The 13,555-nt window shown below is 30.1% G+C and carries 10 protein-coding genes and 1 pseudogene; 6 read left to right on the top strand and 5 right to left on the bottom strand.

The features are described 5' to 3' along the window. Positions 1-63 precede the first annotated feature (63 nt). The 4 genes from CQA53_RS01315 to CQA53_RS01330 all read right to left on the bottom strand — a co-directional run bounded on the left by CQA53_RS01315 (position 64) and on the right by CQA53_RS01330 (position 3,615). The gene (locus CQA53_RS01315) at positions 64-1,011 is read right to left on the bottom strand and encodes an NAD(+)/NADH kinase (RefSeq protein ID WP_115542196.1); all 948 of its coding nucleotides are present in this window, start codon (positions 1,009-1,011) and stop codon (positions 64-66) included. 104 nt (positions 1,012-1,115) lie between these two features. Beyond that, on the bottom strand, positions 1,116-1,895 hold the full coding sequence (locus CQA53_RS01320) for a J domain-containing protein (RefSeq protein ID WP_115542197.1): 780 nt from the start codon (positions 1,893-1,895) through the stop codon (positions 1,116-1,118). Positions 1,896-2,092: 197 nt separating this feature from the next. Continuing rightward, on the bottom strand, positions 2,093-2,650 hold the full coding sequence (locus CQA53_RS01325; protein WP_115542198.1) for a phosphatase PAP2 family protein: 558 nt from the start codon (positions 2,648-2,650) through the stop codon (positions 2,093-2,095). A 14-nt stretch (positions 2,651-2,664) separates the two neighbouring features. Then, the gene (locus tag CQA53_RS01330) at positions 2,665-3,615 is read right to left on the bottom strand and encodes a DUF815 domain-containing protein (protein ID WP_181882307.1); all 951 of its coding nucleotides are present in this window, start codon (positions 3,613-3,615) and stop codon (positions 2,665-2,667) included. 239 nt (positions 3,616-3,854) lie between these two features. Here CQA53_RS01330 and CQA53_RS01335 point away from each other — a divergent pair, with 239 nt between their 5' ends. The 3 genes from CQA53_RS01335 to hsrA all read left to right on the top strand — a co-directional run bounded on the left by CQA53_RS01335 (position 3,855) and on the right by hsrA (position 7,504). Beyond that, complete coding sequence (locus tag CQA53_RS01335) at positions 3,855-5,150, top strand: M16 family metallopeptidase (RefSeq protein ID WP_115542200.1); 1,296 nt, start codon at positions 3,855-3,857, stop codon at positions 5,148-5,150. Between the two features lie 231 nt (positions 5,151-5,381). Continuing rightward, the gene (lpxB, locus tag CQA53_RS01340; protein WP_115542201.1) at positions 5,382-6,488 is read left to right on the top strand and encodes a lipid-A-disaccharide synthase; all 1,107 of its coding nucleotides are present in this window, start codon (positions 5,382-5,384) and stop codon (positions 6,486-6,488) included. 347 nt (positions 6,489-6,835) lie between these two features. Next, the gene (hsrA, locus tag CQA53_RS01345; RefSeq protein WP_115542202.1) at positions 6,836-7,504 is read left to right on the top strand and encodes a homeostatic response regulator transcription factor HsrA; all 669 of its coding nucleotides are present in this window, start codon (positions 6,836-6,838) and stop codon (positions 7,502-7,504) included. 612 nt (positions 7,505-8,116) lie between these two features. Here the strand turns inward: hsrA and CQA53_RS01350 are convergent. After that, positions 8,117-9,187: pseudogene (locus CQA53_RS01350) on the bottom strand (peptidase U32 family protein); the annotation flags it as partial. 252 nt (positions 9,188-9,439) lie between these two features. Here CQA53_RS01350 and CQA53_RS01355 point away from each other — a divergent pair. The 3 genes from CQA53_RS01355 to CQA53_RS01365 all read left to right on the top strand — a co-directional run bounded on the left by CQA53_RS01355 (position 9,440) and on the right by CQA53_RS01365 (position 12,721). Then, a complete protein-coding gene (locus CQA53_RS01355; protein WP_115542203.1) occupies positions 9,440-10,207 on the top strand; it encodes a MotE family protein in 768 nt (255 codons plus the stop codon). Between the two features lie 379 nt (positions 10,208-10,586). Next, positions 10,587-10,895, top strand: coding sequence for a YbdD/YjiX family protein (locus CQA53_RS13680; RefSeq protein WP_115542204.1), 309 nt, complete (start codon positions 10,587-10,589; stop codon positions 10,893-10,895). 452 nt (positions 10,896-11,347) lie between these two features. Then, entirely contained in the window at positions 11,348-12,721 is a 1,374-nt protein-coding gene (locus CQA53_RS01365) for an outer membrane family protein (protein ID WP_115542205.1), read from the top strand. Positions 12,722-13,555: the final 834 nt, after the last annotated feature.

Below are 13,555 nucleotides of genomic sequence, written 5' to 3' on the forward strand. Positions count from 1 at the left end.
TTTTGTTTGTGTATAAATATCGCTTAGTGGTTTTGTTGAGATTCCAATCAGTATATTGTCAAATCAATCAAGCTGTCCCCAACCAAGTTTATCTCTTAAACGAATAAAATAAGAATATGGTTCTAGCTCTACAAGCATAGCACCATACTCTGCAACTTTTATACAAATAGTCTGCCCTTGTAAAATAGAGATTTTTTGTTGTCCATCGGCAATTAATGCACCGTTAGTTTTTAATTTAAATTCTATGGTAAAGCTGTCATTTAAAATGATTGGTCGCTGTGTGAGTGCATGTGCACATATAGGTGTAAGCAATACATTGCGACAAGAAGGATACACAAGACTTCCTCCAGCAGAAATGTTATATGCACTTGATCCTGTTGGAGTGGCAACCAAAAGCCCATCAAGTCGATAATGGTTAAAGAGGATTCCATTAATGTATGCTTCAATTTCTACCATACCACCAAGCCCAGCATGAGAAAGTAAAAATTCATTGAGTGCAAAATAGGATTGCTTACGCGATTGTCTATTTTCTTCTTTAATATATGCTTCAAGCATTAAATGTCTATTGATATAATAGTTACCACATTGTATGCGTGGAATAATCATATCAATTTCATTGGGTGAGGTAATCGTAAGGTAGCCCAATCTCCCTGAATTAATGCCTAGAATAGCAATCTCACTACCATAACTCTTTCGAGCAGATGAAAGTAATGTGCCATCGCCACCAATACTAAATAACATATCTGCATGTTTGCAAATATATTTCATACTACAAACTTCTATTGAGACGCTTGATATATCTAACATTTTTGCACTAGAAGATTCAAGTATAACCTTGATATTTGCCTTAATAAGTTTGTGATAAATATCAAGGAAAATAGGCTGAATATGTATGCTATATGGACGCAAAACAATTCCTATTGTATTGACTTTGTTGTGGTTGGTAAGATTTTTTGCGGATATTTTTTTTGACAGAACATTATCATTATGATATTCACTATTTTTTTTCATTTCAGATTCCCCCATATACAATACATATTTTTATACGGGGTATTGTATAGAGTTGTTTTTGTTGTAATTTTATCATTTTTTACCTTTTTTGGTTTTATATACAACTAAGAATGTTTTAGTGAGCCTGCTCGTTTAATTTTTTTATATGCTTCAGTAATCTGATGAAATCTTGTAGTGTAGTTAAGGATTTCACTTTCACTTTCACCATAAAAATTATCAGGATGATATTCTTTTGCAAGTTTTAAATATCGTTTTTTAACTAATTCAAAATCATCACCAAATTGAGAATCTAAAGTTGCATAACATTGTCGTAAATTTCTCTCTTCTGCGGTTAAGAATGAAAAATCATCAGCATTAAAATCACTATATTCAAAAGATAATACAATATTATGTATTATTTTATTACCAAGAAAATGTACAACTTTTTCCCAAAAATATTCATTATGAGATTGCAGATAGATTTCATTTTGACTAATGCCAATATAATGCTCTCCAAACATTGCTTTGATATAACGTTCTGCAACACGATTTCTTTTACTTAATGTAAGAATAATACGAGAAGTTCCAAGCATTTGAATCTTGATGCGTATTTTTTCAAGCATATCCGTAGATTTAATAATTTTAATGCGTATGGGTAAGTGGCTGTGTGCTAAAATTTCTTCGATACTAATTTGTTCGGAAGATTCTGTATTGTTTATGGCATGATAACACCAATTAATAAGGTAATTTTTTTTAACAATTTCTCCATCATCAAGAATCAATACAGAACTAGATAATCTATAATGACGACTAAAATGCTTGTCCGCATAAGCTAATACTTTATTGAGAATTTTACTATCTTGAATAAGCTTGATTTGCACATATTTATCACAATAAGAAATCATGTCCTACCCTACTACAAAAATCCAAAATTCCAAACATTTATTTTAAACTAAAGTATCGTGATTATAGCAAAAAATACTTTAAAGTTTAGAATATTCACTAAAATATTTACAACTTTGAATAAATAATAAAAATATCACAATAAAATTTAACACATCAAAACAATTTAAGAAAAATACAACCAAGTATTTTATGATATTTACTTTTTTGAATTGTCTTTTAAAAACTCAAAATTTTTCAGCCATCTTGTAATGAAAAAACCAAGAATAATTCCAAGCAATGCACCTACTATAACCTGTAATGGTGTGTGCCAAAGTGTAAAAATACGAGAAAATGGAATTAAAATAGCAAGTGCAAAAACAAGGAAAATCCATTTCTTTGAATAATAATTTATCACAAAACCGAGTGCGAAAAATGCTGGTGCAGTATGTCCGCTAGGAAATCCATTGAATTTACCATTAATAGGTCTTTGTGCTATGGTGATATATCCTCCACCATAATGGTTTGCGAGGAAGCTAAAACTAAATTTCATACTGAAAGTAACCCCCACAACAATACATACCCCAATAAGCAATATAATTATTCTTTTGTATTGTCTCTGATAGAGTAGAAAAAAACCTAAATATAAAGGTAGAAAACGAAAAATATCACCATATAATTTAATATCATATTGCCAAATAAAGAGAGCGATTAGAATAATACCCATAATAATAACAATGTGCCACACTTCATTTATATATGAATCTTGTGATTTCATTTTAATTCCTTATTTTACAATTTTGTCCCATTAAGATAGAGTGTGAAAAAATCTTTTGCACTACGAGGGCTTCTATTGCCAATTTTTGTAGCAAAATTAATTGCTTGTTGTTTGATTTTTTCAAGAATATTTTGAGATTCTCTATCAATATTATTATTCTCTAGTGTAATTTTAGAATGGGCTTGCAAAGATTGATTGTGTAAGTGATTTTTTATAAGATGTAATAAAACTTCTAAATATTCCTTTTGTCCAAGAGTATAAAAACCAATGCTCAATGGAAATCTATCACTAAATGACATTGATTCGTGCAGAGAATCTTGTATATGTAACGAGTTATTGTGTTCATTTTCAGAGATAATATGTCGCAGGTTTGAAGTTGCATAAAGTAAAATATTATTTGGAGGACGCTCAAACGAGCCTTCTAAAATACTTTTTAAACCATGATACCCCCAGTCATTATTACAAAATGCTATATCATCGCAAAAAATCACAAAATAAAAGTCTTGTATTTGACGCAAAGAATCAAATAACAATGGTAAAAAGCTAATATCATTGCTATCGAGTTGTAAAACACGTAGCTTATTGCTGTGTATTGATATATTCTGAATGTCTTGTGATGTAGATTCTATACATTTTTTTGCATGGTAATTTCCATTTTTTGGAATTTTATATGTTTTATCAAATAAGTATTGTGCCAATACCGCCTTTACTACCGAACTTTTACCGCAACCTCTAGCACCCCACAATAATGCATTTAGGGCTTTTTTCCCTGATAAAAAAGCAAGTGTATTGGAATCTAAAAGTTGTATTTGAGATTCTAATCCGAGTAAATCATCTATCATACAAAAATCAAACTCATTAATTTGATGTAAATATATGAAATTATGTATATTGCGAAAAATAGCCACCTTAGTGGATTTCCAATCGATATGTATTATTTCTTGAAAATCTTTAAAATTTCTCATCATACTCCTTTATTTATGAAGCTTTATTGCATTATATCTAATTTTTTATAAAGGGTAGAAATACAATATAAAGTTTTCTAGAACAAGGATTTGAATTTTATGTAATTATATGGAAAATTAAAAATATTGTTTGGCTTTATTATTCTCATTTCTATAATTTTTAGAAATCATTGATTGTTACATAGAAGCTAACAAGTTTTCTGTATAATATGTAGATTTAGTTTGATTTGAGGTTTGTAATGATAAAACAACTTTGTATCTTTTTGATTTTATTAGGAGCGAGTGTTATGAGTGCAACGGACAATAAAGTTCAGTATATTCAAATGAATGGCGTGAAGATTCCTGTTATTAGTGAGTTTTCAAATAATATTCCCATAGGACATGTTGAGATTGTATTTGTTGGTGGTGGAAATGTCTTTAATCCTTCTAAACAACCTTTATCTGAAGTCTCAAAAAATTTATTAAATTATGGGACAAAAGAACTTGGAAATGTTGGCTTTGCAAGTTTGTTAGAATCTAAAGCCATAGGTTTAAGTGCTACCACAACAGGAACGACACTAAATTTTGAGCTTGATTTTTTAAAAGAATATGAAGATTTTGCATATACCCAATTAGCAAGTCTTTTATCAAATCCTAATCTCACGCCAAAAGCACTGAAAGATATACAAGTAAAATTGCGTGCTTCCTTGATGAGTAAGAGTGCTGATTTTGACTATCAAGCAAGAGTTTTGTTGCATAAAAATATTTTTGCTAAAACACCTCTTGCTTACCCTTCTTTGGGGAATTCTGCAAATGAGATAGATTCTGTAACATTGCAAGATGTCCAGAATTATCTGGATACAAATCTCGTTTTAGAACGAATGATTATTGTGATTGGTGGTGATTTAGATATTCAAAAAAGTCTTGCAAAATTACAAAAAATACTTGAGAAACTACCACGAGGAAAAAAAGTAGATATACCTCACTATACAATAAAAACCACCCCAATAAAAACTTTGAAGAAAGATACGCAACAGGCTTTTATCTATTTTGCTAGTCCTTTGCAATTACAAAGTATTCGTGATGAGGCATATAAGGCACAAGTAGCTGGATTTATACTCGGTAGTTCTGGTTTTGGCTCGAGATTAATGGAAGAAATACGAGTCAAGAGAGGACTTGCATATTCCGCATACATGTATCCCAATATCACGCGTGTAAGTGTGTATTTTACTGGGCAAATGCAAACTGCACTTGATAAACAAGATGAAGCAATTAAAATTACACAAGATATTCTCAAAGAATTTGTAGCAAAGGGTGTAACTCAAGAAGAATTAGATTCTGCAAAACAATTCATTTTAGGCAATAAACCTCTCAGAGAAGAGACTTTGGAACAACGATTAAATGCTAAGTTTATGAACTATTATAATGATTTGCCACTTGATTATAGAGAAGAGTTTATAAAAAAAGTCGAACAACTAAGTCTCACAACACTGAACGAGTATATTAAATTGCACCCAGAGATTGCTGAACTTACATTTGCCATAATAAGAAACTAATCATCTCTTAATGTTAATTATTGTGGGGAGTGGAAGTAACTTAAGAGACAAATTTTCATAGTAAGAAAGTTGGCATACATTCATTAAAGATAATGTCATTTTTATTTGTTGTTTATTTTAAAATTTAAGTGTTTGATATATAATTTGATTTCAATGATAGAGTTCTAAGGATTATAATATGCAAGAAATCAACATAGATAGTATTGTATTTATAGAATAAAGGAATATTTTATGAGTCCTCATCCAATCAAGATTTTTGTAAGTGCCCTTGAACCAAGCTCAAATTTGCATTTACGCAATCTTTTGAAATATTTGCCTAATGAATGTGAAATCATTGGAGTCTGCGATGATGATATGGGGCAAGTTATATTTTCGCCAAATGATTTTTCAATTATGGGATTTAGTGATGTTGCAAAGAAAATCCCATTTTTAAAGAAAGCATTAAAAATACTTAGCATTGAAGCAAGTAAATGCCATAGAATCTTACTTATGGATAGTTCGTCTTTTAATATTCGTCTTGCAAAACTCATTCGTAAAAGTGGTAACCAGATTCCAATTATGTATTATATTCTTCCACAAGTGTGGGCATGGAAAGCTTGGAGAGCAAAAACCATAGAATCTTTATGTGATAAATTAGCTTGTATTTGGCCTTTTGAATTGCATTATTACACTCATAAGGCACGATTTATCGGGCATCCTTTACTTGATATTTATACCGAAGAGAATTCCACAAATTATGAAGATTCCAATGTTTTTGTTTTTATGCCTGGTAGTCGCAGAAGTGAAATAAAAACACTTATGCCTGAATATAGAATCTTGCTAAAAAAAATTCGCCAATATAATACAAATGCAAGATTTCGAATCATTATTCCAGAACGATTAAAAGATACTCATCTTGATGTATATGGTGATTTAAGTGATTTTGAACTTTCATTTAATACAAAAGATGGTTTAAAAAATGCACATTTTGCTTTTGTATGTGCTGGCACAGCGACGCTTGAGGCAGCACTCATGCGTATTCCATTTGTGCTTGTGTATCGGACAAAATGGATTGATTATTTTATAGCTCGTGCTTTTGTGCAGCTTAATTTTGTTGGGTTAGCAAATATTATTTATCAGGCAATGCAACTAGAGCAAGGAGAAAATATTCAAAAAGCAGGACTAGGGAATGATTATCTTCATGAGGAATTGTTGCAACATGATTGCAAGGCGGATAAAATGCTTGAATCTTATCAAAATTTTGATTATAAGCGTTATTTTTATGGTGTAACAAATTTGCGTATGTATCTTAAGTGTGGTAGTGCAAAAAATGTTGCACAGTGGCTAATTTCAGACTAAGTATTTACTCGAATGAATGTATGAATTTCTGTGGGTCTTGTTACTAACATTGTAACAAGAGTATAAAATCTATCGTTATGGTTTTATCAGAAGATTGGGAAGTGGTATAATGACAAGAATCATTTGTGTGTAAAGAAAATATGAAAATATTTCATGTAATAAATTATAAAACCAATAAATAGTGATTTTATTGAATAATTCAAAATACAATTTTTAGATTTATGTTGTGAATTTGGATTGTGGACGGGAAGATTCTAACCTTAAAGTTTTTTAATATTTTTCTAAAAAAAGTTTAAGGTTAGATGAAATATGCTATAATTGCATGAGATTCTAGTAGGAGTGTTTTAATGCGTATTTTGGTTATAGATAGCAATAAAGAGTCCGTCGAACGGCTTATTAAAGAATTATCAAAACACAGCTATCAAGTAGATCCTGCATTTAATATGAAAGATGGAGAATATCATATAAGTGTTCGTAGCTACGATTTGGTTTTAGGTGGTTATGAACTTACAGATGGTGGTGCTATTGATATTATTACAATCGTAAAAGGAAAATATCCAAAAGTGCCAGTTATTATACTTGGAAACAATGAGGCTCAACACGAAGTTGCATCATTTAAAGCAGGAGCAGATGATTATCTTGTATATCCTTTTAATTCTGAAGTACTCCTAGCAAGAATACAAGCTCGTTTAAAATTATGGGATTCTAATCTTATTGAGATTGGTGACTTGGTAATTATTCCTGATGAAGAAAGAATAACATATAAGGGAAAAGAAGTTGAAGTAAAAGGTAAACCATTTGAGGTACTTACCCATCTTGCAAGACAAAGGGACCAGATTGTCTCTAAGGACCAGCTTTTAAATGCTATTTGGGACGAACCGGAATTAGTAACACCAAATGTTATTGAAGTTGCTATTAATCAGATTCGACAAAGAATGGATAAACCGCTCAATATTAATACAATCGAAACTGTTCGAAGAAGGGGTTATCGATTTTGTTATCCTAAAAAATACTAAGTATAATTTTATAGTCCATTCATACTCAGATATTTAACAATCATTGAGCTATTTGACTAAAAAACTTTAATAATGTATTTGTAAGCTTTCCTAGGATATTTTTTATTCATAAGTAGCGTGTTAAATTTTTACACGCAAGAAACTAAATGGAGGAAGTTTAAAGGGTAATATAACAGGGTGAATGTTGCCACTATGAATAGAATCTAACTCTTTACCATTTGCAGTAATAATTCGCAATAGTTTTAAATAAAAACGACCATCGATACAAATGATTTGTCCTAATTCATTAGAGCATTCATGTAACCTTTCATTCTCTATCGCACTTTGTGTTGGCGTGGTTATGAGTGTATGATATTCTTCTACATTCTTTTGCGATTCTTTATGTGAGGATTTACTATGTTGTTGTTTGACATTTATGTTAGATTGCACTTCAAGTATATTATTTTTATATTGCGTATGTGGTGGTTGTAAAGATTCTGTGTTATTTTTTAAATGTTCTAAGGTATGGGAATATTCGGTGGAATCTCCTTTGTGATTATGCTGGGATATTTTTTCTTTACTATGGATAAAAGGAAAATCCATACTGAAAGTGTGGTTTTTATAATATTCAAGTGGTGTAATAATTTCCAACCAATCATTTGGGCGAATTGTATGTTTGCATAAAAATTGAGTTCCATCTTCATTTACTTCACCACATACTTGATAGCTACCTTCACTAATTGCGGTAACATGATTTTGTGTATCAAGTTTCTGGAATGGGCGATGAATAATATAACCTTCAGTAAAACCACGATTTTTAAGTGTATGAAGCTCGTATTGATAAAGTGCATTTCTCGCATTCCTTTTTTCAAAATAGTCTTGCAATGCAAGACGATATGTTCTAGTTGTGATTCCGACATAGTAACTACTTTTTGTTCGCCCTTCAATTTTTAATGCATTGATTGCACCAGATTCCAAAATTTCTCGTAAATGACTCACAAGATTAAGGTCTTTTGCATTAAAAATATGTGTTCCTACCCCTTCTTCTTCCTTTAAACGCATCATGACTCCATTATCAGGATTTCGTACATAATATTCATAATCAAATCGACAATCATTCGCACAACTTCCACGATTTGGAACACGTCCGTTTTGTAATGCGGAGATGAGGCAACGTCCAGAGAATGCAAAACACATGCTTCCATGCACAAAAATTTCAATTTCTAATTCAGGTAATACGCGTTTTATTTCAATACAATCATTTAGACTAATTTCTCGAGCAGCCACAATACGTTTTACACCCATATCTACATAGACTTGTGCATCAAGTACACTCAAGACATTGGCTTGTGTGGAAAGATGGATAGGCACATGTGGGGCAATTTCTTTTACTAATTTTACGACACCAGGAGCAGCTACAATAAATGCATCGGGAGATAAATCACGCATTTTTGCAATGTGGTTTTTAAGACTTTCAATTTGGGAATTAAACGGAAAACCATTAATTGTTACAAAAACTTTTTTGCCCAAATTATGTGCATATTGTATTCCTCGTGAGAAATCATCATAGGTAAAGTCTTTACTTGCACGATTGCGTAATGAAAAATGGCTTACGCCACCATATACAGCATCTGCACCATAGTTCAATGCAATCTTTAGTTTTGTTAGATTCCCAGCAGGAGAAAGGAGTTGGACTTGCTGCATTTTATCATTTTTAGATTTAAATTCTAATATATTATTTTCCATAGATTTTTCCTAATAATATTTTGTTGTGTGAAAAGGTGAGAATTTTTCTATGTAAAATCTTATAAGATAGCATAGAGATAAATAAAAAATCAAATTGTAAATTGTATCAATAAATTATTTAAAAATCTTAAAAAAAGTAGAGTTTTTTTCGATACTTTATTTTTTTAATGTAGAATTATATTCATTGTTAGCTTTTTCTAAGGAATTTTTATGAATAAACTTTTAACAATCAGCATTGTTTTTTTCTTATCAGTTATTGTTGTTTTTGCACAAGATTCTAAACCAAAAAGCAATTCGGTTGTAACAAATGCAGCTTTTGATCCAGAAGCAGCACAACAATTAGCAAAACAATGTGATGCAATATTTGAGGCGAGGAAACAAGAAATTGCAACGAGTCTTTTACAATTACAACAACAGCAAAGTACATTACAGATTCTCACAACGGAAAATACGAAATTGTTAAAAGAAAAAGATGAACAAATGAAGCTAAAAGAACAGGCTTTAAAAAAAATGTATGCTGATATGAAAGATGAACAAGCCCAAAAACAATCTGCAAGTGATGCGAAGTTAGAACAAGCAAAAAAAATACTCGAGCAAAATAAAGAAATTCTTGAACAAATTACAAGTGCAAAAGATTCAAAGTTATCAGAAAGCTATGCAAAAATGAAAGATAGTAAAGCAGCACCAATTTTAGCTGCAATGCCAGAAGACGATGCTGTAATGATTCTTTTAAGTCTTAAACCAAATCAAATGGGGAGTATTTTAGCACAAATGCAACCAGATAAGGCTGCTGAACTTACCAAGTTAATAAAATACTTTCCAAGTAAAAAACCAACTCCTCCAGATGCACCTCCTCCGGCAGTTCCAGATGGAATCAATGTAGATGATAATCTTCCTCAGAATGCAAAAGAAACAATACAACCAAATCAATATCAACAATCAACACAAGGAAGTGGGGCAGGCATAAGAGTATATTAAGTTTGGTGAGATTATTCACACTTGGATAGTTAAAGTCTTATAGAAAAAAATATTTAAAACTCAATAAATTGTATTTATCTATTTTATTGTATATCTAAAATATAAAGAGGGAATTTAAATGGGCTTTATATATGATAATATCAATTTTCCTTATTTTTTTCTCAATATCACATATAAACAAATTGTTATCTAGTATTATATAAGGAAAATATTGTAGAGATTTATAATTTTTCTTTTTATCCCACACTTTTATTTATTTTATAGTGTTACAATGAAAAAGAATACTATTTTGATTAAATAGTTAGGTTAGTTAAAGTTTTTATTGAGATAATTGCTTTAGAATCTTATGAAATTTCTAAAATCTCCAAAGGAAAATAGAATGAATACTCATGAATCTGCAGATAATAATTTTATTTATTCCCCATATTCTCATAATAAGACGATTTCTGATGAACAACAAGATATAGATAAAACGAACTTTCTATATTGCTTGAAAAACTACTTAATGATACTTTATAAAAAATCAGAGATATTCTTTCATTTGCTAGTTGGATTACCAAGTTATGAAAAATATCTTGACTACCATAAAAAATATCACCCAAATTGCACTCCAAAAAGTCGCAAAGAATTTTTCTTAGATTCTCAAAACAAACGGTATAGTAGAGATGGTGCAAAAAAATGTTGCTAAAGGGATTAGAACTTCTGATATAACATGAGATTTAGTGTAGATATTTTTTATGAAATTTAAATAATTTTCTCCCGAATATTTACTATATAAAATGAAAATATTGTTCAATGCTCTAAAATTACCTTATTTAACTTAGCAAATAAACTACGGCATTTGTATATCTTTCATATCATAAAAACTATCTTTGTAAAAGCTATTGTAAATAATAAATAGTGTTAAAGTTTATAAGATTTTGTAGGTTTTTAATTATAAAATTACATATATGAGTATATTGCATAATCCAAAAAATAAAAAGTTATTATGATATTTTTTAAGATATATCATTATGTAAGATGTTATATTGCATTATTCTTTGTTTTATTGTTATAGCTTTTATATTCTCGGTAATATTTGACAAAGATTTTATGATTATATTATAATTTTAAATATATTAATTGTTTTGGAGATAAAATATGAAAATACAGAAGTTTTTTTTACTCAGTATTGTATGTTCATTACTTGTCTATGCTAATAACCAGATACAAGATGAAGTAGATTCTGAAGAGGCACAAGTAGGCAACAATACTCAAACTTCACAAGACAAAGATTCTAATGGTTTCTTTTTACATGGTGGTTTAGAGGTCTTCAACCGAACGAGTTTTAGTCTGAAGCAAATTATTCCGAGTAATAGTTATGGTTATGTATTAGCACACTTAAGTGGGGGGTATCATTATAAAGGATTTGAAGTGGTTCTTGGTGCTGTAAGTGCTGGTTTATCGCATGATACTTCAAATGGTCTTGGTTTTAATTATGTTGGGAATTATGTATGGTATAATCTTGAGGTTGCAACCGCCAACACTGCACACAGAACATTTGTGCATAATGCTCATATAAAGTATGAAAATGATATGATGAGTATTAAAGCTGGGAGATTTTTACAAGAAAATGACGATTGGTTTAATAGTTATGCAGAAGGGATAAATGCAGTATTTAAGTTTGCAAATCACTACCATATTAAACTTTTTGGAACAAGTTCTTTGGCACTTGTGGGATATGGTTGGTTAAATGACTTTAGTCGTGCATACTCAACCTATGGAATTGTAAATGCAGAAATAGGTTATGAAAATGATTTCTTAAAAACAGCCCTTTTTGCATATTATGGTTATAAAGAATATATTGCACCAGGATTGAATCTTGAGCTGTATTTTGGTAAGCAAGATTTTATTGCTTATACAACAAAAATTAATGCATTATTTCCTATCCATAGCCAAAGTATAGAGAGTATTGGTCGATATTACTTTGGTGGTTCAGTCAATGGTGGAAGTTTTAATAGTAGCCCTGTTGGTTTCACTTCAAGTATTTTAGTGCGTCAAGATATTGATTTCTTTGATACCTATAAAATAGCACTTGCAGTTTATAAAAATATAGGGAATGCCAATGCTCGTATGGGATTATTTGGGAATCCCATAGGAATTGATGTCTTTGATAATAGTGTTTATGAACATGGCACATCACTAAATGCTTCTGTTGCTCCTGATGCTTTGAGTGCTTTAATATTCACTCAAGCAAAATATGAGAATCTTGCTAAATATGTAAAGAGTATTTCTGTGGGATTAGATGGTCGTTATACGACTTCACCAAGTGCCGATGAATATTCCATAAAACTTAATTTTAATTGGGGTATTACAAAAGGATTATCATTGGGCTTGATTTTAAACTATTACACTCATACAATCAAGAATTCATCTTGGTATAATGGTGGTCTAGATGGAATTGCTCTCAATCAGGATGCACATTATAGGCTTGATAGAAGTTATCTTATGTCTCGTATTGCCTATGAATTTTAAGATAATTTAGAGTGAAATAATTATTTCAATGTATATCATAAATACAATAAAATAGAAGTATGTGCAAATTGAAATTCATATAGCAAGAGAGACTCTTGGGAATTAATTTAGGATTTTGTTATTGTCAGAATCATTCAAATGCGTGGAATATTCCTTAATATCATCAGGATTCTTGATGTCTCACTATATAGAATATTGGCTGACTTTTATATATATTATCATCAAAAGAGAATTTACAAGACTTTATCTAGAATCTATATTTTGTTGAGAATTTCCATGAAGATTATATTATCACAACCTAAATTCTGATATTAATTTATTATTAAAGCTTAGATTCTAAATTTCACAGCAATGATTTTGCTATGGAATTTCATTGTAGTAATTTTAGATTCTAATCATTAAATAATTAATTATCAAATTATGATAAGTTACCACAATTTCGCAGTAATCTAATATGCAAATAATAAGTTAGAATATAAATGTGAATATAAATTTGTAATTTATAATGTAACTCTTGCTTCAACCCTATTCTATAATTTATATAAATATAATAAAAACAACTTATTGCTGAATTTTAGCAGTAATTATTGGATAGCGGAACTCTAGCCTACATTGAGGCATTGCTCGAATATAAAAATGAATAGGAGAGAATCAAATGCCATGCGGTTGTGTTTTATTGTAAAATCGAAACCTCATTTAAGCTATGTGTGAAATTTATTACAATCACTTAACTTTCAATCATAAAAGAGTTACAAAATTACCTATTCTATCGATTTTGCCTAAAATACTTAATTTGGGGCAATATATTTTAGTAAGAATAAAGTTATACTATAC

The sequence above is a fragment of the Helicobacter didelphidarum genome, assembly GCF_003364195.1.
GTDB classification, from domain to species: domain Bacteria; phylum Campylobacterota; class Campylobacteria; order Campylobacterales; family Helicobacteraceae; genus Helicobacter_A; species Helicobacter_A didelphidarum.

Coding starts and splice junctions, on each gene's coding strand:
- lpxB (WP_115542201.1), top strand. CDS start 5,382: ATGAGTCCTCATCCAATCAAGATTTTTGTAAGTGCCCTTGAACCAAGC.
- CQA53_RS01325 (WP_115542198.1), bottom strand. CDS start 2,650: ATGAAATCACAAGATTCATATATAAATGAAGTGTGGCACATTGTTATT.
- CQA53_RS01335 (WP_115542200.1), top strand. CDS start 3,855: ATGATAAAACAACTTTGTATCTTTTTGATTTTATTAGGAGCGAGTGTT.
- CQA53_RS01320 (WP_115542197.1), bottom strand. CDS start 1,895: ATGATTTCTTATTGTGATAAATATGTGCAAATCAAGCTTATTCAAGAT.
- CQA53_RS01365 (WP_115542205.1), top strand. CDS start 11,348: ATGAAAATACAGAAGTTTTTTTTACTCAGTATTGTATGTTCATTACTT.
- CQA53_RS01355 (WP_115542203.1), top strand. CDS start 9,440: ATGAATAAACTTTTAACAATCAGCATTGTTTTTTTCTTATCAGTTATT.
- hsrA (WP_115542202.1), top strand. CDS start 6,836: ATGCGTATTTTGGTTATAGATAGCAATAAAGAGTCCGTCGAACGGCTT.
- CQA53_RS01315 (WP_115542196.1), bottom strand. CDS start 1,011: ATGAAAAAAAATAGTGAATATCATAATGATAATGTTCTGTCAAAAAAA.
- CQA53_RS13680 (WP_115542204.1), top strand. CDS start 10,587: ATGAATACTCATGAATCTGCAGATAATAATTTTATTTATTCCCCATAT.
- CQA53_RS01330 (WP_181882307.1), bottom strand. CDS start 3,615: ATGAGAAATTTTAAAGATTTTCAAGAAATAATACATATCGATTGGAAA.